This window comes from Odoribacter laneus YIT 12061, from assembly GCF_000243215.1.
Classification (GTDB): Bacteria; Bacteroidota; Bacteroidia; order Bacteroidales; family Marinifilaceae; genus Culturomica; species Culturomica lanea.
This window is the reverse complement of sequence record NZ_JH594598.1, coordinates 84,469-110,631: the sequence shown is the minus strand read 5'-3', so window position 1 is coordinate 110,631 and position 26,163 is coordinate 84,469. Positions and strand designations below refer to the sequence as shown.

At 39.1% G+C, this 26,163-nt stretch carries 22 protein-coding genes and 1 tRNA gene; 12 read left to right on the top strand and 11 right to left on the bottom strand.

Translation table 11 applies throughout. The features are described from left to right. Positions 1–91 precede the first annotated feature (91 nt). Complete coding sequence (rocD, locus tag HMPREF9449_RS14670) at positions 92–1,303, top strand: ornithine--oxo-acid transaminase (protein WP_009138053.1); 1,212 nt, start codon at positions 92–94, stop codon at positions 1,301–1,303. 79 nt (positions 1,304–1,382) lie between these two features. On the opposite strand, the gene HMPREF9449_RS14665 is transcribed toward rocD, so the two are convergent. Together HMPREF9449_RS14665 and HMPREF9449_RS14660 are read right to left on the bottom strand one after the other, a co-directional pair. Further along, entirely contained in the window at positions 1,383–3,047 is a 1,665-nt protein-coding gene (locus tag HMPREF9449_RS14665; protein WP_009138052.1) for a nucleoside kinase, read from the bottom strand. A 176-nt stretch (positions 3,048–3,223) separates the two neighbouring features. Beyond that, on the bottom strand, positions 3,224–4,168 hold the full coding sequence (locus tag HMPREF9449_RS14660; protein WP_009138051.1) for a lytic transglycosylase domain-containing protein: 945 nt from the start codon (positions 4,166–4,168) through the stop codon (positions 3,224–3,226). Between the two features lie 236 nt (positions 4,169–4,404). Between HMPREF9449_RS14660 and HMPREF9449_RS14655 the strand changes: the two genes are divergently transcribed. Genes HMPREF9449_RS14655 through HMPREF9449_RS14640 form a run of 4 tightly spaced genes read left to right on the top strand, consistent with a single transcriptional unit; the run spans position 4,405 to position 7,320 of the window. Beyond that, positions 4,405–4,983 carry a hypothetical protein gene (locus HMPREF9449_RS14655; RefSeq protein ID WP_009138050.1) on the top strand — a complete coding sequence of 193 codons (579 nt, stop codon included), beginning with the start codon at positions 4,405–4,407 and terminating at the stop codon, positions 4,981–4,983. Between the two features lie 12 nt (positions 4,984–4,995). Continuing rightward, complete coding sequence (locus HMPREF9449_RS14650; protein ID WP_009138049.1) at positions 4,996–5,190, top strand: hypothetical protein; 195 nt, start codon at positions 4,996–4,998, stop codon at positions 5,188–5,190. An 11-nt stretch (positions 5,191–5,201) separates the two neighbouring features. Then, on the top strand, positions 5,202–6,635 hold the full coding sequence (locus HMPREF9449_RS14645; RefSeq protein ID WP_009138048.1) for a hypothetical protein: 1,434 nt from the start codon (positions 5,202–5,204) through the stop codon (positions 6,633–6,635). Further along, the gene (locus tag HMPREF9449_RS14640) at positions 6,616–7,320 is read left to right on the top strand and encodes a hypothetical protein (RefSeq protein WP_009138047.1); all 705 of its coding nucleotides are present in this window, start codon (positions 6,616–6,618) and stop codon (positions 7,318–7,320) included. Before HMPREF9449_RS14645 ends, HMPREF9449_RS14640 begins: the two co-directional genes overlap by 20 nt. Before the next feature lie 55 nt (positions 7,321–7,375). On the opposite strand, the gene HMPREF9449_RS14635 is transcribed toward HMPREF9449_RS14640, so the two are convergent. Beyond that, positions 7,376–7,741 (bottom strand): hypothetical protein, encoded by a 366-nt coding sequence (locus HMPREF9449_RS14635; protein WP_009138046.1) that lies wholly within the window; start codon positions 7,739–7,741, stop codon positions 7,376–7,378. A gap of 181 nt (positions 7,742–7,922) precedes the next feature. Here HMPREF9449_RS14635 and HMPREF9449_RS14630 point away from each other — a divergent pair, with 181 nt between their 5' ends. The 4 genes from HMPREF9449_RS14630 (at position 7,923) to HMPREF9449_RS14615 (ending at position 14,269) form a co-directional block, all read left to right on the top strand. Continuing rightward, positions 7,923–10,991 carry a ligand-binding sensor domain-containing protein gene (locus HMPREF9449_RS14630; protein ID WP_009138045.1) on the top strand — a complete coding sequence of 1,023 codons (3,069 nt, stop codon included), beginning with the start codon at positions 7,923–7,925 and terminating at the stop codon, positions 10,989–10,991. Positions 10,992–11,096: 105 nt separating this feature from the next. Next, on the top strand, positions 11,097–11,624 hold the full coding sequence (locus HMPREF9449_RS14625; RefSeq protein ID WP_009138044.1) for a hypothetical protein: 528 nt from the start codon (positions 11,097–11,099) through the stop codon (positions 11,622–11,624). Between the two features lie 637 nt (positions 11,625–12,261). After that, entirely contained in the window at positions 12,262–13,425 is a 1,164-nt protein-coding gene (locus HMPREF9449_RS14620) for a MalY/PatB family protein (RefSeq protein WP_009138043.1), read from the top strand. 652 nt (positions 13,426–14,077) lie between these two features. After that, positions 14,078–14,269, top strand: a complete 192-nt coding sequence (locus HMPREF9449_RS14615; protein WP_009138042.1) for a hypothetical protein — start codon at positions 14,078–14,080, stop codon at positions 14,267–14,269. An 80-nt stretch (positions 14,270–14,349) separates the two neighbouring features. Here the strand turns inward: HMPREF9449_RS14615 and HMPREF9449_RS16010 are convergent, their stop codons facing one another. Continuing rightward, positions 14,350–14,664 (bottom strand): ATP-binding protein, encoded by a 315-nt coding sequence (locus HMPREF9449_RS16010; protein WP_050810447.1) that lies wholly within the window; start codon positions 14,662–14,664, stop codon positions 14,350–14,352. Continuing rightward, positions 14,658–15,281: a sensor histidine kinase gene (locus HMPREF9449_RS16005; protein WP_009138041.1), complete on the bottom strand. Its 624-nt coding sequence runs from the start codon at positions 15,279–15,281 to the stop codon at positions 14,658–14,660. Before HMPREF9449_RS16005 ends, HMPREF9449_RS16010 begins: the two co-directional genes overlap by 7 nt. Positions 15,282–15,540: 259 nt before the next feature. Here HMPREF9449_RS16005 and HMPREF9449_RS14605 point away from each other — a divergent pair, with 259 nt between their 5' ends. From HMPREF9449_RS14605 to HMPREF9449_RS14595, 3 genes are all read left to right on the top strand, one after another. Then, entirely contained in the window at positions 15,541–18,309 is a 2,769-nt protein-coding gene (locus HMPREF9449_RS14605; protein WP_009138040.1) for a sensor histidine kinase, read from the top strand. Positions 18,310–18,448: 139 nt separating this feature from the next. Then, the gene (locus HMPREF9449_RS14600) at positions 18,449–18,796 is read left to right on the top strand and encodes a hypothetical protein (RefSeq protein ID WP_009138039.1); all 348 of its coding nucleotides are present in this window, start codon (positions 18,449–18,451) and stop codon (positions 18,794–18,796) included. A gap of 139 nt (positions 18,797–18,935) precedes the next feature. After that, positions 18,936–20,219: a hemolysin family protein gene (locus HMPREF9449_RS14595; RefSeq protein ID WP_009138038.1), complete on the top strand. Its 1,284-nt coding sequence runs from the start codon at positions 18,936–18,938 to the stop codon at positions 20,217–20,219. A 526-nt stretch (positions 20,220–20,745) separates the two neighbouring features. Here the strand turns inward: HMPREF9449_RS14595 and HMPREF9449_RS14590 are convergent. The 6 genes from HMPREF9449_RS14590 to pstB all read right to left on the bottom strand — a co-directional run bounded on the left by HMPREF9449_RS14590 (position 20,746) and on the right by pstB (position 26,140). Then, a tRNA-Pro gene (locus tag HMPREF9449_RS14590) sits at positions 20,746–20,819 on the bottom strand. Between the two features lie 138 nt (positions 20,820–20,957). Beyond that, the gene (locus tag HMPREF9449_RS14585) at positions 20,958–21,746 is read right to left on the bottom strand and encodes a NigD1/NigD2 family lipoprotein (RefSeq protein WP_009138037.1); all 789 of its coding nucleotides are present in this window, start codon (positions 21,744–21,746) and stop codon (positions 20,958–20,960) included. A 224-nt stretch (positions 21,747–21,970) separates the two neighbouring features. Further along, entirely contained in the window at positions 21,971–23,731 is a 1,761-nt protein-coding gene (locus tag HMPREF9449_RS14580; protein ID WP_009138036.1) for a sensor histidine kinase, read from the bottom strand. A 119-nt stretch (positions 23,732–23,850) separates the two neighbouring features. Then, entirely contained in the window at positions 23,851–24,534 is a 684-nt protein-coding gene (locus HMPREF9449_RS14575) for a response regulator transcription factor (RefSeq protein ID WP_009138035.1), read from the bottom strand. A gap of 57 nt (positions 24,535–24,591) precedes the next feature. Next, a complete protein-coding gene (locus HMPREF9449_RS14570; protein ID WP_009138034.1) occupies positions 24,592–25,302 on the bottom strand; it encodes a phosphate signaling complex PhoU family protein in 711 nt (236 codons plus the stop codon). Positions 25,303–25,363: 61 nt separating this feature from the next. Then, positions 25,364–26,140, bottom strand: coding sequence for a phosphate ABC transporter ATP-binding protein PstB (pstB, locus tag HMPREF9449_RS14565; protein ID WP_040612125.1), 777 nt, complete (start codon positions 26,138–26,140; stop codon positions 25,364–25,366). Positions 26,141–26,163 lie beyond the last annotated feature (23 nt).

The following is a 26,163-nucleotide window of genomic DNA, read 5'->3' as shown; positions in this document are numbered from 1 at the left end:
TAAAAAATGAGCAAAATAATTTTATTTGTTCTATTTTTTTCTCAAATTGCATTCTGCAAACGATTACGACATTTCCTAAAACTATATAAGTATGAATGCAAAGGATTATATGGACAGAGAGGCCCGTTACGGTGCCCACAATTATCATCCCCTACCTGTTGTGTTGGAGAGAGGTGAAGGTATTTTTGTTTGGGATACGGATGGTAAACGTTATTTCGATTTTTTGTCAGCTTATTCGGCTGTCAATCAGGGACATTGCCACCCTAAGATTGTAAAAGCGATGACCGATCAGGCGCATAAACTGGCTTTGACTTCCCGGGCTTTTTACAATGACGTATTGGGAGAATGGGAAGAATTTGTAACGCATTATTTCGGGTATGATAAGGTATTACCGATGAATACGGGAGCCGAAGCAGACGAAACAGCCCTCAAGCTTTGCAGGAAATGGGCTTATATGAAAAAAGGGATACCGGACGGTGAAGCTAAAATTATTGTATGCGACGGAAATTTTCACGGCCGTACGATTACAATTGTTTCTTTGTCCAACGATCCGGAATCCTATGGGGGATATGGGCCGTTTACACCAGGATTTATAAGGATACCTTATAATGATATTCCGGCATTGGAGAAGGCATTAGAGGATCCGCATGTGGCTGGTTTTTTAGTAGAACCGATACAGGGAGAAGCCGGCGTATATGTTCCGGATGAGGGTTATTTACGGAAAGCCTTCGAATTGTGTAAAGCTCACAAGGTGTTGTTTATGGCAGATGAAGTACAGACAGGTATTGCCCGTACCGGGAAACTACTGGCTTGCGATCATGAGGGAGTCCGTCCGGATGTATTGATTTTAGGGAAAGCTTTGGGAGGAGGAATGATGCCTGTGTCTTGTGTCCTGGCAGACGATGAGATTATGTTGTGTATTCGTCCGGGAGAACATGGTTCTACTTTTGGGGGAAATCCGATAGCAGCTAAAGTTTCCATCGCAGCCTTAGAAGTAGTACGGGATGAAAAATTGGCAGAGAATGCAGAAAACCTGGGAAAAATCTTCCGGGAAAAAATCCGTCAGATCCCTTCCGACCGGATTGATTTGGTGAGGGGAAAAGGATTGTTGAATGCTGTGGTTATTAAGCCTAAAAACGGAAAGACAGCTTGGGATGTCTGTTTAAAAATGCGGGATAAAGGTTTGTTAGCGAAACCCACCCATCAGCATATTATTCGTTTTGCTCCGCCTTTAGTAATCAACAAAGTGGAATTGATGCAAGCGATTGGTCTGATTGAGAATACCTTTGCGGAATTGGATTGAAAATAGCGTAAAAAATAAAGAGAAACAGTTCTTCCTCGTTCAGTATTTATCAAAGGAAGAGCTGTTTTAGTAGAAAGAATCAATATTTAAAACTACTTCCGCCCAGAAATTCCCTTAAAATAGAAGTTGTCGGTATTTCGCGTGTCGGTACGGCTTTTATATAAGAGAAGAATTTTAAAAGCCTTAAAGCTTTGGAATGTTCGGGATACTGCCCCATAACTTCTCTTAACAGAGGTTCTGCTTGCTGCTTCAAAGCTCCTAGTTCATAAATCAGAGCGGAGTTAAAAATAATATCGGCTTCTTCCTGATAGGGGACAATGTGTTTCTCTTCTCCTTTCAGGACACTTTCCCATCGTTTTAAGGTTTCCAGGGCAGAGTAATTGCGGTATTTATAATCCCTTACCATTCTTCGGATTAACCGGTTGTCGGTCGGATTAATCAAATTATGGTTGTCGATAGAAATAGAAGTCAAAGCGGATACGAATATTTTAAATAAAGCTTCCGGTGGTAAAAGTTGTGTCAGCTTCGGATTCAGTCCGTGGATTCCTTCTACTATAATTACATTGTTTTTATTGATTTTCAGTTTTTCGCCATCGTAATAACGTTGTCCTGTCTCAAAGGAAAATTTAGGAATTTCCACTTCTTCCCCTTTAAGGAGGCGGAGTATATTGTCTGAAAAGGTGGCTATATCCAGGGCCTCTATACTTTCGAAGTCTAATTCTCCTTTTTCATCTCTCGGGGTATTTTCCCGGTTTACAAAATAATTATCCAACGATAACATAATGGGGCGGATGCCGTTTACCATAAGCTGGATACTCAACCGCTTGCTAAAAGTTGTTTTCCCGGAAGAAGAAGGACCGGCTATTAAAATTACCTTGATTTTTTTCCCTTTTGCTTTGATTTTATCGGCTATCAATGAGATTTTCTTTTCATGCAAAGCTTCACTGATTTTTATCATGGCTCCGGCATATTTCATCTCGACCACTTTATTGAGTCCTCCGATATCTGAAACGCCTATGATTTTTCCCCATCTTTTATATTCACTGAATATCTGGAAAAGCTTATTTTGAGGAATGGCCGGAAGTAATTGTGAAGGGCATCGGCGATCGGCCAATCGGAGCAACATACCGTCTTTATAAGGTTCTAAGCCAAAAGTGAACAGGCAGCCGGTAGAAGGAGCCAGTGTGCCGTAAAAATAATCAGCTGTGTCCTGAATATAATATACGGAAGTATAAAGTCTTCCCCGGGTTTCCATGAGCTCGGATTTATCTTTCAAGCCTTGTTTCCGGAAGATCCGGATGGCTTCCGGGGTCGGCATCTCCTTCCGGACAATCGGGTAATCGGCTTGGATAATTTCCTGCATTTTTTGGTGTATATTTTCAATCATATCCGGCCGCAGACAGACATCTTTGTTGGCTATCCGGCAGAAAATGCCATTGGAAATGATATATTCTGCCATTAAAGTTTTTTTAGGGAAAAGCGAACGTATGGCTTTATAGAGCACAAAAATTAACGAACGGGTGTAAATGCTATAACCGTCTAATGTGGTGATATCGATAAAGTTAATCTGCATCGGATTCATAATAACGTATTGTAAATCCTGCAGTTGATTGTTTACTAAAGCTCCTAATAAATGCTTGTGATTATTCGGAAATACGATTTTTTTCAAATCCCCTAAATGGCTACCTATTTCAATTTTATAGTACTTTCCGGTATTTTCACAGAATATAGTGACTTTTTCCATGTTGACTTTTTAATATGAATAAAATGAAGGATGAAATCTTGTACCTTTTTTAAACTTCTTACAAATAACATGCCTCTTTTAGTATTTAAAGAGAGAAGATTAAATCCTGAGTACGTTAATCTTCCTTAATGAAAACACAGTATTTTAGCTGACCGGCTTTTTGCTTTTCCCCTACCTTATCTGTAATTTTCGGGTTCTGCCGGAATTAAAATTTCGTAGACTTTGTGTTCGTGATTTTTAAGATTGGATTTTCTTAACCACGGATTGAAGCGTTTTAGTGTTTTATAGGAGATTTTATGTTTGTGAGCAAAATCGGCCCAGCTCTCTATCGGTCCGTGTACTTTTACCTTTTTGGTTTTTTCTATCGGATTAGCTGACTGGACGTTGAAATGATACAATTGCGGGTTACTCATGATTTCCTTTAGGGCCAGGATACGGAACACATATCTTTCGGTTTCCTCTCCTAAGAGTAAATCGTAATAATCGTTTTCCTTTTGAATTCCCATTTGTTTCCGGATCATGTTGTTACCAGCGTTGTAAGAGGCTGCGGCCAGGGTCCATGTTCCAAAATTGTCGTAAGCTTTTTGCAGATAAGCTGCTGCGGCCAGGGTCGATTTTTCCAGATTATATCGTTCGTCAATTTCGTTGTTTACTTCTAAGCCGACTTCCCGGGCCGTACCGGGCATGAATTGCCAAATTCCCACAGCGCCTGCCGGAGAAACAGCCAGAGGATTCAGATTACTTTCAATGACGGCCAGGTATTTAAAGTCCTCTGGAATACCCTGTTCTTTGAGAATCGGTTCGATCCGCGCGAAAATCCGGGGGGCATTGCGGAGTAGTTGTATGGTATGGGAATGTAAATAGGTATTGACGATTAATTCTTTTCGGAGGGCTTCCTGGACATCTATGCGGTGTAAAGGAACTTTCTCTCCGGCGAAACTGATTTCTTGCGGTAGGGGGACGTCTACAGTCAGCGCTTGGGGTATATCCGGCTGATATTCTAACGGAATAGCGTTGGCTTGTTCTGAATTGGCCCGGGCAGAGGAATAATAAAGAATGCCGAGCGCTGTCAGCAGAGAAATTGTAATACTGATATATATTAATGAAAACTTCTTTTTCATTCCGAGTTAAGTTATTTATATGATACAAAGGTAAGAATAAAAAGTGAAAGTACGGATAAAACAGGATAAGGAAGCTATAAATAAGAGATTTAGAGAATGTTCTGAATTTAAAAATGGAGCTAATTATAAATCCACAGATTGTCTACGGAATAAAATCTGTGGAGATTCAGTACATACATCGGGTATTGATAACTCCTATCTTCGTGACAAGTTACAAAACTAAAAACGTATAGCATATGAAAGTATTAGCTCACATCGGTATGGTTTGTCTATGGTTTGTCCTAGCTTATCAGGTAACTACACTACTACTATCCCTTACTGTGTATTACGACGACCGCAGCTTCTTTAGAGATGCAGCTTCTGAAGCATTTATGGTTATTGAATTGGTTTATGACTGTATGCCATTCGGTATTTTGCTTGCATTCGGCATCCTTGTTACCAAAGCCTTGAAAAATCAGGGAAGCGGCAGGTGGGATTATTTCAACCTGTTTACGGCAGGTGGAAGTTTTTTGATAGCCTTCGTCTTGCAATATACCGATTGTAAAACGACCACCCTCTCTCATTTATGGGCAATACCCTCTATTATTTGGTTCTCTATTGGATTGATGATGCTGGTGGCAATGATGAAGAGTCTTGTCAGCAATTCTTTATGCCTTGTACGCTGGGTGTTGGCTGTCATTCCGACCTTTTATCTGATGACGAATTATGCTGGTATCCCTTTTTTTCTGCAACGTACGCTTTGCATTATATTCTTGCTTGCCGCATTGTTGCAGACGAGGAGTTTAATAAGCCAATTAATTACAGAACATTCTTAAAATTCACTGAATATGGACAAGAATGAATACGAAAAAGGATTTGACCGTTTTATACTGAAAAAAGCTTTGGGTATTGTGCTGATACTTGCTGCCGGATTCATGATGGAATTATCCATGGGTATCGATGGCATACTGCATTATATATCACTGGCTGTGATTGTAATTCTTATGTTGATCGGATTTAGAATGTTTTATTTAGGTTTTTAATATTTTAGCGTATGAAGACATTTAGCTTGTTTATTGTTATTGTGTTGGCTCTGTTGACCACAGACATCCATGCACAGAGTCCTGTAAGGAACGTGTTATACACCTTTACCAGAAACGAAATAATGGCGTGTGGTGAACACCACATCATCCAGCATCAATTGGACAGATACAGGTTCGCTTTTTTGGTGAAAGATACCGTCACGGAAAAGCATACACTAATTTTCAACGGGAAGCGCATTCCGCTATATGGTGATTGGGGGTATACTTTATGGAGTATGGGGTACCTCAATGTGAACGAGCCTGACGGATACATCATCATGGATAGTGATGAAAAAGGGTATTATGTCGACAGACGAGGTCAGAAAGAAGGTCCCTATGAATGGGCACGTTGGGAGGAGGACTATGACAGTAGCAATCCTGACATGATATATCACTATGTGCTGGCTGGCAGGGTATATGACAATATAAATGGACGTGTGAGGAAGTCGCAGGGTATTTTTGTGATGATGAGCAGCGGGGATGATTCGGACACGCGCTATATCAGCGTGAATGGCAAGTTGGATCAAGTCTCAGGTTACGGCAGGCTTATCGTCAGGGGCAACCATTATGCCTATATAAATAATAAAGGGATATTATACTTCAACGGAAGGATGATTTATACTGTTTCTAATATTAAGGGAGCCGCCATAAACAAAAAGGGTGATTATGCTTATTATTACAATATGGAACAACAGATACCCGCTCGGTATTATATAGGAAAGAACGGAGTGAAGCTCAATGAGGAAGCGTATTTAGGGATAAATGATTTGTACCTTACCGAAGACGGAGAGGTAGCTTATGCTTACCGAAAAGGGAATTGCTGGTCTGTACATATACCGGGAGTAGAAGAAAGCACAGGTTATGATTATGTAGAGAATTTCATTTACCTCGAAAGCGGAAATTACGCTTACACATACAGGAAGGATGGCAAATACTATGTCAGAATTAAAGGACAAACGGATAAGGGACCGTACGATAATAGGTGTAGAGATTTGCGAATCAACGAAAAAGGACAGTTTATCTATGGTTATCAGCTTAATGAATTAAACCATAACTTTTTTGTCAAGATTAACAATAGTGAATATGGTCCGTTTGATTACGTTACGAATATAAAACTTTCAGAAGAGGGTTGCTATTCGTTTTCCTTTGAGAAAGCGAGCAAGTGCTATACAAACAATAATGGGACAATAACTCAGGTTGATGATGGTAGCTATATCGATATCGATTCGGATGACGGCAATCACAGTTTTTATTCTGACTATACATACGATTATGTCGTGATAGATGGTCAGCGAGTAGGGCACTCTCCGGCCATCAAGGGGTGGTATGACAAGGATAAACATGCGTTTGTATGGAATAGTATAGAAGGTAATGAACTGGTAGCTTATGAATATAAGTTGGATTAAACTTAGTGTTATGGTGCTGTGCCTGTTGTCGGCAATCCTCTGTCCGGCACAAGAGCGAGCGTATCACGAAAGGTATGATGCTGAATGTCAATTGGCTTTGTCGTTTTGGGTTTCTCACGAAGCCGAATTCAAGGCAATAGGTAGTAAGGCCGGGGTATCCGCTCGCTTTCTGTTTGCCCTTGTAGCACCTGAAATTTCGCAATTCGGTTACTTGAGCGACAGGGCACAGACCTATATACTCAAAGTAATGTATGTACAACGAGGCAAAGCATACGCCGATTTTTCGATCGGTAGGTTTCAGATGAAGCCCTCATTTATTGAGCGGTTGGAACAATGTCTGAGAGCCGAAAGTACATTATGCACATTGTTTCCGGAGGTATTGTTTACAGCTGAAAGCGAACGGGCAGAACGGGCGGAACGGATAAAAAGGCTGGAAAGCATGGAATGGCAGCTGGTCTATTTGGCACTATTTTGTCGCGTGGTTCAGCAACGTTTTGAACACATCGTATTTGCAGACGAAACAGAGAAGCTGCAATTTTATGCTAATGCCTACAATGTCGGTTTTCACCTCAATGCTTCGCGCTTACAACAGACACAAGGAGCTTATTTTCCACACCTGTCTAGGCAAAAGTACCGTTATGCAGATATATCGCTCTGGTTTTACCAAAATATCCAGTTAGATTAGAAAATCATGTATAACTAAACGGGGGGTGTCAAAATGCTGTGCTCCCTCGTTTGGTTTATCCCCAAAGCCTCCATGCTTGCCACAACCCTGACAATAGTAGTAAATCCACCATAAGAACTCCATGAATACGGGTTATTTTGTTATATTTATAATATTTTACTCCTTCATCCGAATATGTCTTGCCAAAGGCATAGCTGAGTCCCCAATTCAAACCTCCCACTGCCAACAACACACCGATATCCACAATTATCCGATATATTAACCCACAACGATAATTAAGAAACAAATTGATGCTCTCTATTCCATTTATACCCCCCAACAAACAACAGAGATAACCTAATATAACAAAAACTGTCTTCGCTTTTTTAACAGGATAATTAGTTCCCGAAGAATTCTGACTGTTCCTATTCATTGTTTCCATCGGTTTGTATATTATTTTTTAATATCGTAAATATAATCAACCATATTGAATTAAAGGAACAACTTATCTCCTTTTTAGAGAACAACTCTTGAATAGAGTAAATCATGTTAAAAATATTTGATTTTATTATATTTTTTATAATATTGCTATTACTTTATTTTAACCTTCTATTGTGCTCTTTATGAAACAACTTATCTTGTTTGCCTTATGCTTGCTGATTATAGCCTGTCAAGACCCTTTCCTAATAGGCAATGAATATACTCAGTCCGAGCTGATCAGTACTATTAGCAAAGGGAGAAAGTGCGTCTGGATAGGTTCGGAAACCGGAGCTATTTTTGCTTTTGATCCAGAGACCGAGCGATTCACTTCGCCGCAATGGATTGAAACCGAGCGAATTTATGCCATCACAGAGGTCGCGGACAGCCTGCTCTTAGTGGGGATAAGGAATGAAGGACTAAAATTGATAACATTCGATCAAGGTATACTTAAAACGATAAAAAGCTATCAAATAGAAAAAGGAGATCGCTTTTCGCCTTACTCATTTATTGTGAAGCAAGGTCCTGCGGGAATAGACACTTTACTATGTGCCTCATCCAACGGATTATTTTATACCGTTTTTTTACGAAATAAGCTGTTACAACCTGAAATCGTACAACTGACATCCTTGTATCCTTCGAAAGGCCAAAGTCCCGATTATAAATTTTATTCCGTTGTAGAAAACAGAGAAAGTGGAGAATTGTTTACGGCTGGCAATAAAGGTCTATTGAGAATAAAAGGATTGACCCCTCTCCAAATCGAAATAGTAAAAGGGGAAGTATTCAGCCATCTTTCCTATTCCGACAATGTGACATACGCGCTCTCTGAACAGGGAGAATTGTATGGGGGAAATGAAATGAGCCATCTTATTTTTTCGTTTACGACTTCACCGGTCTTATGTTACTACGATGCTTGTAAATTCTGGGGGTTTTCTGAGAATAAAGTAGAAATATGTCATAGCATGGGAGGTAGCAGAACATACCGACTGACCCATCCTTTGTCCGTTGGAAAGAACAACCCGCGTGGAAGAGGCGCTGTCGCCATGGACGAAAATTTCTTTTATGTGGCTACCGGCCGTGCCCTGCAGCGTTTTCCTCGTGGAACTTATCCCACGGAAAAACAAAGAATCACCTCCCTCTGTAAAAATGAAGACGGGCATACTGTGTATGCTGTCAATGAACAGAATGAACTTTACGGTATAGATTTGCAAAAGAATAACATCCGTTATATCAAACAGCTTAATGCCGGGAACGGTCAGAATGTAAGGAAATTATTAGGTGTGGTGGGTAATAAACTTTATTTTTATACAGTAGACGGCATTTATCAAACGCTGCTTAATTCATGGTCAGGATGCAGCGAGATGTTTTGTCCGGTCACTGGAAAAGAATTGCAGCAAGCAGAGTTCAACGTTTCCAATAAGCAAATTATTTATGCTTATACCGACAGTATTTACTCCTATAATATTGCCAGCCAGAGTTCCGTGACATTAACTCCCGTTCCTGATTTTTACACTTCGGCTATCGCCATGTCTTCCAATGGTTCTACAGCATTTATAGGCACGCTTAACAATGGTATTTACATGACGACCGACTTCCGGTCGCCCTTAAAGCATGTATGCTCAATAGGATCCAACAATGTCAGAGATATTACCTGTATAGATGATGAGAGGTTATACGTGCTTACCCCTTCAAAAATATATCTATTGGAGAAACAAGGAGGAGAATATTTGATAAAAGATAGCGTGGCTGCATCAAGGAATGCCATCAAACTGATTCCTACAAACCGTTACCTGTTTACTCTGTCTGTTACCGGGGGTATAGACAGTTATCACACTGCTACATTACAACCCATAAAAAGGTATCGGGAAAATATACTGTTCGAAAAAAACGGAGTCCTGACGTACAAAGACTCTTTGGTCTTGGCTTCCAACAATGGCTTGGCTATGTACCAGGCAAATACTTCCGACGTGTTGGTATGGAAATCATTGCCCTATCCGTCACTATGGCAAAGGGTGGTTTACTGGAGATTCCCGGTCGGATTGTTGCTGCTCTTATTGGTAGCAATAATCGCCATTTTTTTGACAGTTGAACTGTATCGGGCGCAGAAGCGAAAAAAACAATTACAATTGCTCATTCGACAACACGATAAAGAGAGAAGCCGAAAAAAGGCAACCATGCTTTTTAAGCAGCAAGAGAAAGAATTATCAACAGCCAGTCTGCTGCATGCCATTGTTTATGCCGATGTATTGCATCAAGAATGTATACTTTTGTTTAAAAATGAACAGAGTCCTGTTGAATCGCTGGAAAAAGCAAATCAAAAGATACAACAATGGCTGGGGCTTTATGCCCAATACCAGGAAATTGAAGAGTGGGTTCACAAACTGAAGAAACCTTATGAACGTCTGATGCAAGAAACTGCTTATAAGGATATGAAGCCTGTCATAACCATTCATGAATGGACAAAGGCTATCGGGAACAACCTGGCAGCATTCTGTCATTATAAAAATTTTGAGACATGGATAGCGAAAATTCAAGAGTTAAGAGAACAGTTCGAACAATTGGAAAAGGATGCTCCCTTACTGAAAGAAGAACTGGGAAACTGTATTGAATGCATATTCCATTCTTTATGGCCCGATTCCCACATAGCAAAAGAGGTTCAAGGATATGGTATGAAAGCCATTCATGCCTTAAAGGGCGCAAAAGACATTGAAGCATTGGGATGTATGGGAAACTTTATGACGCAACTTTCTGCCCTCCCTATATTACAGCAAGTATCCGGATTACTTCAGCAGATCGCTCTTATTCCTGCAAAAGCCAAAACAGGTTTCTTGGATGGAAATTTAGGGGAAAAAGAAAATGTGTATAAAACTCTGTTCGGTATACGAGTATCATTTGAAGCGATTGTAAAAGAATTTTACAAGCAACAGAGTGACAAAGAAATGCTCTGTTTAAAGCAAAGTCTGGGCATTAGTCAGAAATCATCACACAAAGCACTGCTTTTTGTAGCTCTTCTGTTTGGGGAAGAAGCCAGGGAGAACATTTATTTACTGCATGGGGATGTCGGGATTAACCGCCAAGAGACTACCAATAGCAGAAAAAACGAGATAAAACGCAGTCTGTACGAACTCAATTTATCGGATTATGGTAACAAGCTCTCGTTCATGTGTATACTTATTCAGATATTACACAAACAAATGATTCATGACAGTTTATAATCCACAGATTATATACAGGTATTTATCTGTGGATATTTAGTATGTACAATGAGTTCTATTCTTGCATACTTTTACAACATATTATTTAACTAAAAGAATGTTGTTATGAAAGATTTACAGAACATCCGCTTGCTTCCCATTACGGTCATCTTATTGATTGCATTCAACATTATGAATCTGATTCAATTTTTTGCCGTTGCGGAAATTATATCTGACTCTCCAGTATTGTTTCTTGTACTTATAGTAATTGCCCTGCTCTTTATCAGTAGCGTATTGTTTGTCTTGCATAAGCCTGTGGGGTGGATTATCTTAAGCAGCTGGTTCTTGGTGGAGTTTTGTTTAAGTATAACAGGTTTGTTTCTATTAGGAACGGAGCTAATCGGTATATGGATTGTCATTGACCTCCTCTGTTACGCATCCTATTTTCACCCATCAGTATGGGGAATTTTCTTCTCTGATAGGCAGAAAATGGGCAAAGGTTTCCAACTCTCGTTTTTAATCGCGTTGGCCAGCATATTGTTGTTATTGTTCTGTCTGTCATTCTCGTACGGGAGCCATCTTATAAGGACCCTACTGGCCGTTTGCGTCTGGCGAACAGTTGTAGGGATCTATAATATGACCAAAAATAAGTAAGGAGTTCTCCAAAAAGTATCATAAAACATCAGGTATTTTGTCAAGGGTTTATTTAAGGTATTTTGTTTTATCAGACAGATAGAATAGCTTAACTTTTTCTCTATGAGGAAGCTCATCTTCCACCCATTCGTTAAAAATAGCTGAGCAGCTATAGCAAGCCGTCAGCAAAAATATATTGCAGAAAATAAGTGATTCCCTAAACTTTACTATTAAGATTAACTCAGTTTATAGGGAAACCTAAAAACGATTGGTAGTAGGGTTGTCAGTGAGATGCCGGAATGTTTAACCATCGGAGATGTGGATGATTTACGGCAATTACATAGATAATTACTTAGCAGGAGGTATATCCGGCGTATTCTTTTAATAAAAATCTCGGATGGAGTTGGTAGGCTTCGTTTATATTATTTTCGGAATCTCCCAGCATATTTGGGATAATTGATTACCTTTGTTAAACAAAAATGAGTTGTTTGATGGTGGTGTAAAATAATGTATTTCAGTATAGTTACATTTTTTAAAATTGTAGTGAAGTTTTACTCTTTTTGGTTGCTATTCAAGGGGATAGAAATAAAGGGGTTATTATTGTTTAAGATAGCATAGATAAAGCAAAAGTGAATGGGTAAAAATAAAACGTGGGTAAATGAAATATAATTTTGATGAAATTATTGACAGATGCGATACAGATAGCGTGAAATATGACGATCTGTACCGGAATTTCGGTACTACGGATGTATTACCGATGTGGGTAGCAGACATGGATTTCAAAGCTGCCCCTCAGATTGTAAAAGCGGCTGAAGAATGTTGCAAACGTGCTGTTTTCGGCTATACCTTTCGTACAGAAGAAGCCAAACAGGCTTTTATCGGTTGGGTGGGCAGGAGATATAATTGGTCTGTTCGGCCCGAATGGATGAGTATTAGTCCAGGAGTGGTAACGGCTTTATGTGTTTCTGTCCGGGCTTTTACAGAAAAAGGAGATAAGGTATTGATACTTACTCCTGTTTATCCACCGTTTTTAGGCGTAGTAAACGATAGTGAGAGAGAATTGGTTTGCAGTAGTTTAATAATTCAGAACGGTCACTATGAAGTGGACTGGGAGGATTTTGAAAATAAATTACGCCAGGGAGTAAAATTGTTTATTTTAAGTAATTCTCACAATCCTGTCGGCCGGGTATGGACGCGGGCGGAATTGGAGCGTATGGGACAATTGTGCTGTAAGTATAATGTAATTATTCTTTCGGATGAAATTCACGCCGATTTAGCTTTACCCGGTTATCAGCATACTGTCATGGCTTCTGTTTCCGAAGAGATTGCAGCCCGTACTCTGACAGCTATGGCTCCCAGTAAAACTTTCAATATCGCCGGCATGATGAATTCTTTGGTGATTGCTTCTTCCAAAGATTTATTGGATCGTTATAATAAAGTGATGTATGCTTTACATCTGGACGTCGGAAATATTTTTGGACATGTGACTTTAAAAGCTGCTTATTTGTACGGAGAGGAATGGTTGAATGAGTTGGTGGTTTATCTGAAAGGAAATGTCGATTTTGCTGCTGATTATATTCAGCGGGAACTTCCTTATCTGAAAATGATAAAGCCGGAAGGCTCTTTCCTGCTTTGGTTGGATTTTCGTGGGACGGGTTTGACACATGAGGAAGTAGGGGATGTTTTGGTGCGCAAGGCGAAAGTTGCCTTGAATGATGGTATCCCTTTTGGAAAAGAAGGTTATGGCTTCCGGCGGATGAATATCGGATGTCCTCGCAGTATTTTACAGGAAGGACTGGAACGGATAAAAAGAGCTTTTTAAAGGTTCAAAGCGGTAAAGGGAGGCTCCCAAAATTTAAGACTATGACTTTTCTTAATTAGCATTCCTTTCAGAAAAGGATCGGCATAATGCGGATTAGCAGAACGAAAGTCCTCACAGATCGGGACTGATCAGGACTGTAGGTCTGCCAATCAAAGAGCTGGAAGATTTTGCTAATCAAGCTTAATAAACTGCTACTCTATCCCAGGAAAACTTTTGGGATAGTTCTTTTTTATATATAGTTCAGACTTCTTTTCCCAAATTTCTAGCCTTTACTATTAATAGGTTTGTACTTTTTAAAGCTTGGAATTTTTAACAAAAACTTCACGACTCTTTCTTGGATACGATAACTATTTAAATGAAATTTATCCCCGAAAAAGAAAAAATAGGGAAGAAATCAAAATGGTAATTTTTAAGAAGATCAGTTGTGTTAAATCTCTTATTTTTAATGATTTGACTTATTAACAAAAGGTTCATTTCTTTTGTACAAAGATAATGTTTTATTTGTAATTATTAAACATTTATAAGTTTTTTAATAGTCTGATTATTAGCACAAATTCCATTCTGACTGACTTTTTTTTGAAGAAAAAAGCACTTTTCGGGCCCAAGTCTAAACGAACGTATTTTATGGATGAAATTTGTTAATTCAGTTTTTATGAAGAGCTATTATCATTACTTTTTTTCCAAACATAAAGCTATCTATCTGCAATTAGCACGACAACATGGGATATCTCCTTATCGTGTTTATCAACTGGCGCATGGAAGCAGGGTAAAGAAAATATTTGAAAAAGATGTATTGCAGGAACTTATACGTTTAGGAATTATAGCGGATATCAAGCGTTGGTAAAAGCTTTTCGTACGGGTTTTCCAGAATTTTCTGTTGTAGAAATGTTTTTTTATTTAGTTAGCTATAAGCAAGTATGTTTATTAAAAATGACAGTCAGCCCAGCAGAATATTATGCGGGTGTCTTGCATATAGTGAGCATCAATGTAAAGGGTAGCGTATAATTTAATACTAATCAAGCGGCAAAGATAGAGTCCCAACCCATTTCCGGGAGTAAACGTATCTAATTTGGTAAATCGTTCGAAAACATATTCTTGTTTGTCTTTGGGAATACCGCAACCCGTATCAGTAATCGTGATGTTGATTTTTTTGTTCTTTTGGTCCGGTTCTGCTTTCAGTTGGATTTCTCCCGTTTGGATAAATTTACGGGCATTATTCAGTAAATGTCTTATTAACAAGGAAAAATATTTTGCATGAGTACAAATAGGGAAGAGCTGGGGTGATAAGTAAAGTTGATAAACGACTTCTTTCTGAGGATACTTTTTTGTATCGCCTCCATTTCTTGTTTGCATAGTTTATTTATATCTACAAGGTCTGTCGGCAGGTCTTTATTTAAATTTTCCAGATAGGCAACTTCCAGCATATCGTCCAGGAGATTCGTCAAATGATCGCAACTTTCCTGTATAATTTCATTGTATTCGTTTTGGTAGCCGGTTGTTTCCAGATCCTCTACAATCAAGGCGGTAAAGCCGGAAATACTATTGGGAGGAGTGCGTACTTCGTGACAGATAGAATTAATAAAAGCGTTTTTTTGTTTTTCACTTTTCAATGCTTTTTCTCGTTGCTGAAGCAGTTTGTTATGCAGTTTTTGGGTACGTTTTAAATTAAGGTAAAGATAGAGAGCAAAGCCGATCAGGAGACATAACAAGGTTATAGCGCTTATCAGGGCGATTGTATGATTCCGGGAAGACAGACGGGCCTTGCTTAATTTTAATTTATCCATCTCGTCAGACACCTGTAGCTCTCCTATTGTTTTTAATTGTTCTTTACGTTGGAGGGAATCTGCGATATGCATGGTTCTTTCATAAGCATTACAAGCATCTTTATATTGTCCTAATGCTATTAATGCTTCTGCCCTGTTTTTGTAATGAGTTACATATTTGATATTGCTTATTTTCAGAAAAGGAAGGTAGTATTTTATAAATTCAGTATCTTCAATTATATAGGCGGTTGAAAAAGTTTATAAATAACGATATACTAAAAAATAGATTGGGGAACTAAAATTTGTAATAATTACTTACATTTGTTGCATCTGCAAAAAATAAAACACTGTTATGGAGCAATTTGACAATAAACGTATTGAAAGTCTGATGAGTAAAGGCCGGATGGGATGGTGGGAAGCGGACTTTGTTAAACAACAATACCGTTGCTCTCCTTTTATCAGTCGTTTATTAAATTTAGGTCCGGAGGGAGTCATTAGTTTTGAAGATTTCCGGAATTTGATCTGCCAGGATTACCGTCTTCGTACGGTTAATGAGTTTACATTCGGAAAAACACAAAACGTATACGATCAGGTTTATCCTATTAATACCCCTCAAGGAGTACAATGGCTGCGGGTGAAACTTTGTTCTAAGGAAACAGATGCAGAGGGCAATTTAAAGACGTACGGTTTTATGGAATGCCTGGATTCGCCTTTGAGTACCAGTTCTGTCGAGTCAACTCTACAACGTGTGAACAATTTGTTCAGCCAACAAAATAGTATTTCTCGTTCTTTGTTTTCTCTGTTTCAGGCAGGGGATATAGGAAGTGTCATTCATAAAATTTTAGGAGATATTTTACAGCAGTTTCCGAAAGGCCGTACTTATATTGTGGAATACGACACGGAAAATCAGACTTGTATTTGCCGTTATCAGGTGAGTAATGAAACTTTTCCTTTTACGATATCTCATGTCGTAAATATACCCGTAAGGAATGATGAATGGTGGACCACACAGTTGATAAAACGAGCGAATCCGATCATACTGGCTAGTTTGGATGAACTCCCACCGGAAGCCATAAAAATAAAGGAAATTCTTCAGGAACAAGGGGTTCAATCAACTTTGGTCGTTCCGATGTTCTCTCGTAATGGGGTTTCGGGTTATGCAGGAATTGATGTAGCCGATAAAAATCATATATGGAAAAATGAAGATTATCAATGGTTTTCTTCTTTAGTGAATATTATCAGTATATGTATCGAATTACGGAAAGCTGAAGAACAGGCGTTGGCAGAAAAACAATATCTGGCTGATTTGTATAAGTATATGCCTATCGGTTATATCCGGCTTGGATTGATTTACAATGAAAGCCAGGAAATAATCGACTATATTTTAAAAGACGCCAATGAAACTTGTCTGCGTATCTACAATAGCAGTACGGACATTATCGGAAAACGGGCTAGTTTGTTGAAAACGGAAATACAGGAGGATCTCCGGATCTTTGAAGATATTCTTCAAAGCGGACAACCTTTGGAAAAGAGTTACTACCTGGAAGTGCAGGATAAATATTGCCATGGCATCATTTATTCGCCTCATAAAGATGAAATTGTAATCTTGTTTTCGGATATGACCGAGACCTTTAAAGCGCATAAAGCACTCGACAAAAGCGAGCGTATTCTACGTAATATTTACCGGAATTTACCGGCGGGGATTGAACTATACGATAAAGAAGGAAATTTGATCGATATTAATGATAAAGAGCTGGAGATTTTCGGTTTACAGGACAAAGAAGCTATTTTAGGTAGCAATATTTTTGAGCATCCTCTTATGCCGGAGGAGATAAAAGAGAAAATGCGTAAGAAAGAAGATGCCAATTTTACACTCGATTACGATTTTTCTAAATTGAATGGTTATTATGTTTCCAATAGAACCGGAAAAATCAATCTACTTACGAAAATTACTTCTTTATATGATTCTCAAAATAATTTTACAAATTATTTAATGATTCATATCGACCGGACGGAAGAAACCGTGGCCTATAATCAAATCCAGGAGTTTAAAGATTTTTTTACTCTTGTTGGAGACTATGCTAAAGTGGGGTATGCTCATTTCGATGCACTGAGTTGTGACGGTTATGCTTTGGATAGTTGGTATCAGAATGTCGGGGAAACGGAAGGTGTTCCCCTGAATCAAATTATAGGCGTATATTCTCATTTACATCCGGAGGACCGGAAGGTGATGTCCGATTTTTTAAAGAAGGTTATTCGCGGAGAAGTTTCCAATGTCCGGCAAGATCTTCGTATTTTTCATGAAGATGGCCGACAGACCTGGACCCGGACAAATGTTTTGGTCCGGGATTATCGGCCGCAGGATGGAGTGATTGAAATGCTTTCGATCAATTATGATATTACGGAACTAAAAGAGATTGAATCCAAATTGATCACTGCAAAGGAAAGGGCGGAGGAATCCGATCGTTTAAAATCTGCCTTTTTAGCTAATATGAGTCACGAGATTCGCACCCCTTTAAATGCGATTGTCGGTTTTTCCACGTTAATGGCTGAAACAGACGATAAAAGTGAGCAACAACAATATCTGGGAATTGTTGAAAAAAACAATGAATTGTTATTGCAGCTTATTTCAGATATTCTCGACTTGTCCAAAATTGAGGCCGGAACCTTTGAAATGAAAATGGAAGATGTTTCTGTCAATCCCTTGTGTCAGGATATCGTTCAGGTGTTAAAATACAAAACTCCTCCGGGGGTGGAACTTCTGTTCGATGAATATCTTCCGGAATTTCATATCCGGAGCGATAGAAACCGGATTCAGCAAGTACTTACGAATTTTATCAATAACGCCCAAAAATTTACGACTACCGGTACAATAACCTTGGGATATCAGGTATATGAGCATGAAATCGAATTCTATGTGGCGGACACAGGGATCGGTATTTTGCCGGAAAAACAACAGGCAATTTTCCAGCGTTTTGTCAAACTCAATAGCTTTATCCATGGGACAGGTTTGGGGCTCCCTATCTGTAAAAGTATCGTAGAGCAGCTCAATGGTCGGATCGGACTCCAGTCAGAACCGGGGAAAGGATCCCGTTTCTGGTTTACTTTGCCCCTTATGTAAAGGAATAAAAAGCTGGAAGGGAAAATCGGAAACGAAGGGATGTGAATTATAAAAAATGTAAATTTTTTGTAATTACCAAAAATATCGTATTATAAAAGGGGTAATTTATATAATTTCGTAGCAGAAAACAATTCATTCAATGGATAGTGAAGATTCAGGCCCCAGGCGTTTTATACATCTTATGTTTGTACTGCTTGTTTTGTTGGTACAATTAGATATTTTGGAATGTTCTGCTTTCAGAGATCAGGTAAAACCTGTAGCAAGGGCTTATTATTCTGCCGATGAGGGGAGGGAGGATGCCGATGAACCGAGGGAATCTTATTACTATAAGGTACGGCCTGTTTTTTCTGCTCCCCGGTTATTTTTTTCAATTGTTCCGGAAATTGTACCCGCGTACTTAGGGACTATTCTGAGTGTTGAAACTCCCTCGTATTTTACGTTGGATAATCGTCATACGCATATGATTTGCTGTGTTTACCTGATTTAGCGGTTCGTTACTTTTTTATTACGGTCATCCTTTAAAAAAGGAGTGAAACCTTACTTCCTAGCCCACTTTTCGGGTATATGCTTTTAGGCATAGGAATATTTTTCTCCGTCCAGGACGGAATCATCAAAATTAATTTTATATGAACGAAATTTTAATCATTATAGCTCTTATTTTGTTGAACGGACTTTTTGCAATGTCCGAAATTGCGTTGATTTCCGCTCGGAAATCCAGTCTTTCCACGGATGCCAAAAAAGGCAGCAAGCTAGCTAGGCTTGCCTTAAAGCTGGCTAACGAACCAGATCGTTTTCTCTCGACGATTCAGATTGGGATCACACTAATCGGGATTTTAACGGGTATTTATTCAGGGGCTACGCTGGCAGATGATTTTGCCGGTATACTCCGGGGCTGGGGTGTTTCTCCAGCCTATTCGCCTATGATTGCTCAAATTGTAATCGTGGTAGTAGTTACTTATCTTACTTTGATTTTTGGAGAACTCGTTCCGAAACGGATCGGATTGAGTATAGCAGAAAAGGCCTCTAAAATCATCGCCCGGCCGATGTATATACTCTCACTGGCGGCTGCTCCCTTTGTATGGATATTGTCGAAAAGTACTTCCGGAATGTTCAATTTGCTGGGATTGAAAGAGGCTGAAAGTAAGGTGACTGAAGAAGAAATCAAATCAATCGTACAGGAAGGAAAAGAAGACGGCGAGGTACAAGAAGTGGAACAAGACATTGTAGAACGGGTATTTTTGCTGGGGGATTTGAAGGTAGATGACATAATGACCCAACGGAATGAGATAATATGGCTGCATATGAATATGACGAAAAATGAAGTAATGAAAGCTCTGGAAAATCAGCTTTTCGATATGTATCCTGTGACAGAGGGTAATAAAGACGAAGTAAAGGGAGTAATTTCACTCAAGGATTTGGTATTGCATCTGGATGCACCGGATTTCAATCTGGCGGACATTGTACGTCCGGCCTCTTATTTCCCGGAGAATATGAGTGTGTATAAGGCTTTGGAAAAGATGAAAGAACAAGGAATCAGCCGGGCGTTGATTTGCGATGAATTCGGCGTGTGCCAGGGAATTATTACTTTACGGGACATCTTGGAAGCATTGTTAGGGACGGTGAATGATACGCACAAAGAACCGAATATTATCAAACGTGTCAATGGTGAAGGATGGTTGGTAGACGGGCAATGTCCTTTTTATGATTTCCTCACTTATTTTCAGCAGGAAGAATTGTTTGAAAATTGTAATTATAATACAGTAGGCGGTTTGATTCTGGAGTTGCTGGAACATATCCCGCAATCAGGGGAACAAGTTCGTTGGTACAATTTTGTCTTTGAAGTAGTGGATATGGATGGCGTACGAATTGACAAGGTATGGGTAAATCTGCCAGATGGTAAAGATCAATAACGGATTTAAAAATAGTCGGCTAATATGGAAGGGGGCTTGAAACATGAAGTGACCCTTCCTTTTTTATTTTAATAAATTAATGGAGCTCTTTTTCCTATCTTAAATGAAAAATCAGTTAAATTTTTTCAAAAACAGTTGGCAAAATCATAGCTTCTATTTAAAGAAGATACAAAAATCAATGTGACTTTACCAACTTGTTTAAATATACCCTCCATGATTCTATATATTAAGCCCCCAACTCCACTAATTTTTTTCTATTGAGAAATTTCAAAACAAAATTTTAATCTTTTCTATTAGCTATATTTCACACAAAATCAACTGCTGATCGGCTAAATGGTCTTCCTTTGTAAAAGCAATAAAATTCAATCAAACACTAAAAGATTACAGAGAATGATGAATCTATTGTGTGATTAAACGTGAGTTATTTGACATTTTTGAGGTAAAAAACGGCACGTTGACGGCACGGTAGGAAATAAGGCATAAAAAAAGCAGCTACATTTTCATGTAACTGCTTGTTTTTCAATCGTCGGGGTGACAGGATTCGAACCTGCGACCCTCTGCTCCCAAAGCAGATGCGCTACCGGGCTGCGCTACGCCCCGTTATTGTGCGGACAAAGGTAATAATAGTAATTGGAAATACAAGAAATGGATTTGAATTTTTAACTAAATTATAGAGGAAGAGATTTCCTCTATAATTTGATGTTGAGTTTATATAAATAGTAGAGTAAGGTTTGTGAATTAGTGCAGGATTTCGGTTTGAGAGAGCGGAATTTCGGTGGGATTCAGCTCCGGTTTAATCAGCTTGTTTTCCTGCGGAATCCAGGTGAGATCGACTGTTTTGTCTTGTTCAAGCCCCCTGTATTTTATCCGTAATAACACGGAATCCTGAGGGGTATCCAGGAGCTCGGCTGCTCGGAAAGAAACGATTCCATGGTATTTATAATTGTAAGGATCACGGAAAGCATTGTGACGGAATTCCAGTAAAATACGGTTGTCTGCCGTTTTTTCGGGATGCAAGGCCAGGTTGATCATGTGTTTTAGGTTCGGAGCACCTGCACCGTAATAGAAATCGAAGTTGATAAATTCCCGACTGATCCATAGGTTATACAGTTGAATCGGGTCGTACCCAAGACTGTCAGAAATTTCGGAGCTGTATTCGATAAGGTCTTTGGTCAGAATTTTATGTATTTCATTTATCCTTACATAGTAATCGAACTGTTCGGTACTGTCGGCTTCTCCTAACAAATTGAAATAAATCAGCACACGATCCTTGTTTTTGAATTCGGCAGGAATATTCCAAACCGAAGGGCATACAAGGGCTCCCCGATCAGTTTGAATGGTCGTAAGCTCTCCGTTTTTGTGAATAATGCCGTAATCGCTGTATTCGTATCTTAAATCTTCGTATTTATCATCACAGGAAACGATAAAGAAACTCAATAAAAAAAGAGGAAATAAAAGAATATGCCCGCTTTTCTTTCGCACGAACCGATGTTTTTCTTGCCGATCTATCAGGAAAGAATTGCCCATAAATAAATGATTTATAATTCCCATAATTATTACTTAGCCCTTGTCCTTTGCCCGGACATTTAAAAGATGTACAAAAATTGAAATAGTTGCGTCGGATTACATCTTTTAACTTTTTTGTTTGAAATACGGGGGATATTAAAAAGGAAAAGCCTGAAACCTATAAATTTAGGCTCAGGCTTTGAAAAAAGAACTTCAAAAATTCTGTGGAGAACAGCATTTTGGGCTCAATAGAGCTTCTTTCGTAAAGAAAAGATAAATTCCAAACCGCCGTCTTTTCTGTTTTTGGCGGAAATCTGCCCTTTATGAAAGAGAACAGCATTTTTGACGATAGAAAGGCCTAAACCGGACCCGCCATTCTTGCGGCTTCTGCCTTCATTGATCCGGTAGAAGCGATCGAATATCCGGTCCAGAAAGGCTTCCTCTACGCCACATCCTGTGTCGTACAAGGAGAAATAATAGAATTCATTGTCTTCTGTATAATTATCGATGCCGATTGTGATATTTTCGCCGGCATAGTTGAGGGCATTGTCGATCAGATTCCGGAAAATGGAATAGAGCAGGGTATGATTTCCTTCGATTTCCACACTTTCATCTACGTTGTTAAGAATTTGGATATGGTTGTCGCGGATTTGATTTTGCAGGTCAGTAGTCACTTCTGTAATTGTGTCGTGAATATTAATACATTCTTTTTCGAAGAGATCGGCCGCTTCTTCCGTTTTAGTAATTAAGGCGACATCCCGGATCAGATCGGACAACCGGAGTACCTGAGTATAGGTACGTTCTAGAAAGAATTTCTGTTTTTCCGGTTTAATATCGGGTTGGTCCAGCAGTGTTTCGATATACCCTCGGATACTGCTTACCGGGGTCTTTAGTTCGTGGGCGATATTATTGGTCATTTCCTGTTTCAGCAACCTGTTTTTTTCTGTATTCGAAATATTGTTTAAGGTTACTTCAAAGCTATTGTCATTGAAAATGATCAACTTTACGGCAAAATGTTTCCCGTTTTTAGAGATCTTTCCCTGATAGATAGGGAGGGTAGTCGATTGTGGATTTACAGGCGTATTTTTTTTCAGAAATATGCGTAAATCTTTGAAGTCTGCTTCTTCCAGGACGGCCTTTACTTCGAAAGTAGGTTCATCGAGAATGATATTCAGGTATTGGATAAAATGAGTATTGGCATAAGTTTTTTGCCCATCGGCAGAAAAAATGCAGATACCTTCGTCGGAATAATGAAAATGCCGGAGCAGCTTTTCCTTTTCTTGCCGGAGTTGATTTTTACTTTCTTCCAGTAATTTATAATTATTGATAATTTTATTACCGATGACGCCCAGTTCGGTATCCGGAAAATGGATTTTTTTATATGCGGGCTGGTTATTTTCGGCAGAGGTGATAAAATCGTTCAATCCCGTGATGGCTTTCCCGAAGCGATCGGCCAGATAAAGCAGAGAAATCAGTGCAATAAAGAAAAGCAGGACGATAAAATACATAAAAATATTATCTCCTTCCAGGTAATCTTTCAGTTCTACGTTATAGGGCAGGGCGACTCTTATAAAATAAGGGGAATTGTGATAGGCGTAATAATAATATTCTTTCCCTTTTGTCGTAGAGAAACGGATAGCGCTGCCGTTGTCGTGTACGAAGGCAGAAGAGATTTCCGGACGGGATAGGTGGTTTTCGATTTCCCTTTCTTCTGGCAGGGTATTATCAAACAGTACTTTCCCTTTCTCGTCCATTATCGTAATCCGAAGACTGTCTGGGAGAAGGGGAAGGAGGTTCCCCACAGAGTTTAGTCCCGTATCCGCCTGTAGAGGATTTTGTCGGATATAGTGGCTGATAAGTTGGGTGTAGGTGTTTAAATTGGTACGTAGATTTTCTGTTTTATATACCTTTTCCCGATTGCGTTGTACCAGAACAATAATGGTTGTAAATACCAGAAATACCAGGAAAAAGTAGAAGAATATTTTCTTTTTATAGGATAAATACATCAGAGGTATATGTTTAAAGTTATTGAGTTCTATTTCGTTGTCCGAAGATTTTTAATAAAGTTTGGTGTCCTTGTCGGGGTTGGCTTTACAATCGTTTGAGATTGTAAATTTGTTTATTTTCAGATTTCGAAACAATAGCCATATCCGGAGCGGTTGACAATGTGTTTCCCAAAATCTCCGAGTTTTTTTCGTAAGCGTGTGATGTGTACATCTACTGTTCTTTCCAACACATATCCGTCGTCGGTCCAGACTCTGGTCAAAAAGTCTTCCCGGGAAAAGATACGATTGGGAGATTTGACCATTGTACTCAAAATTTCAAATTCTTTTTTCGTTAACAATATCGGTTGATCTTTGAGGATAACATTTTTAGAAACCAGGTCAATGATCAGTTCGCCGGCTTCTATTGTTTGTTTGGTTTCCGGCAGGTCCTGATTTCCGGTTCGTTTCAGTACTGCCTTTACACGTGCGCTTACTTCTTTGATAGAAAATGGTTTGGGGATATAATCGTCTGCTCCCAGACTAAAGCCGGTCAGCATATCGTTTTCTGTATCTTTGGCTGTCAGAAAAATAATGGGTATGTTCAGGTGCATTTCCTTTCTGACCTTTTCGGCCATTTTAAAACCGGACATACCTTCCATCATTACATCCAGTAGGATCAATTTATGTGCTTCCGATATGATTTTTAATGCTTGTTCTGCGGAGTTGGCGATATCTACAGCAAAGCCTTCACTTTCCAGGTTAAATTGAAGAATTTCGCATAAATCCTCTTCGTCGTCGACCACTAAAATTTTTTTCCTTTCCATATGTTATTTGTGATTTAAGGTATCTGTTTTTATATTGAGTCTTATATTCTTTTTTCGTCATCCTTCGCTGCCCGCTTGCAAAATATCTGTATTTTCTTTTCCCTGATGTTTGATATTTTTCCCTTCCATCAGATAGATAGCTGCTTCTGCAATGTTGGTTGCATTGTCTCCGATCCGTTCAATGTTATAGGATATGCTACTCAGACTTAAAATGTCTGTCAATTGTTGTTCTTTGAGTGTCTTGTCTGCATTTTGAGTCCTTAATTTCTGGGTTAATTCATGGTGTAAAGTGTCGACTATATCATCCAGGTTAATTGTTTCTTTGGCTAGGTTATTATCTTCACAGGTAAAGGCAAATATAGCATTTTGCACCATGTTTTCTGCCACTGTCCACAATTTAGATATATGATTTTTATATAAGGGAAAAATAGCGCCTCCGATATTGACCTGATTCATGAATATGGAAATATTTATGAGAAGGTCGCCGATTCGTTCCAGATAAGCCGTCATGTCGTAATAAGCCATAATTTTGCGTAAATCGCCGGCTCGGGGACTATAAAGGACGATGGTATTGATAACCTCATCCCGCATTTTTACATCCAGACTATCGATGATGCGTTCATTGTTGTGGATTTCCGTATAAATTTCCGGAAGCGTATTGGTTTCCAAAAGTCGTTGTGTTTGATGGATTTGCTGTATGACCATTTTCGACATCACTTCAAAATCCTGGCTTATTCTCAGAAAGAATTTTTCTCTCAGTCTATTCATAATTGATAAAGATTCTAGATTTGTGTAAATTTTATAAATGGATTGTGCTACTGGTTTTGCATCATCCGAACTGTCCGTTCAGGTATTCTTCTGTCCGCTTGTCTTTTGGATTTGTAAACATGTTTTGGGTTTTGTCGTATTCAATCAATTCTCCGAGATACATAAACATCGAATAATCCGAGATACGGGCGGCTTGGGACATATTGTGCGTGACGATGAGAATGGTGAATTCGTTTTTCAGTTGCAGCAAGAGTTCTTCTATCCGGTTGGTAGCTATGGGATCGAGGGCGGATGTGGGTTCGTCCATTAACAGTACTTCTGGTTTCAAGGCTAAAGCCCTTGCAATACAAAGCCGTTGTTGTTGTCCTCCGGAAAGAAAAGTCCCTTTTTTCAAAAGAGAGTCTTTCACTTCGTTCCACAGGCCGACGTTTGTCAGACAGGTTTCGACCAGTTCGTCTTTTTCTTTTTTGGGGAGGGAAATTCCATTCAGTTTATAGCCGGCTAAGACATTTTCGTATATGCTCATGGTGGGGAAGGGATTGGGGCGTTGGAAAACCATACCGGCCATGCGTCTCACTTCCATCGGATTCATTTTCAGAATATTTCGATTATTCATCAAAATCTCTCCGGATATCCGTATATCGGGATAGAGTTCGTGCATACGGTTGATTGCTCTGAGGAGAGTACTTTTTCCGCATCCGGATGGCCCCATAATGGCGGTAATACATTTTTTCCGGATATCGGCATTGACATTGTTCACTGCATTTTTTCCCGCTGTATAAGAGATCGAAACCTTTTTCAGTTGTAATATCGGATCTTCAGGGATTGCCGTAGACATATATTTTTTGTTTTCAACCGTTT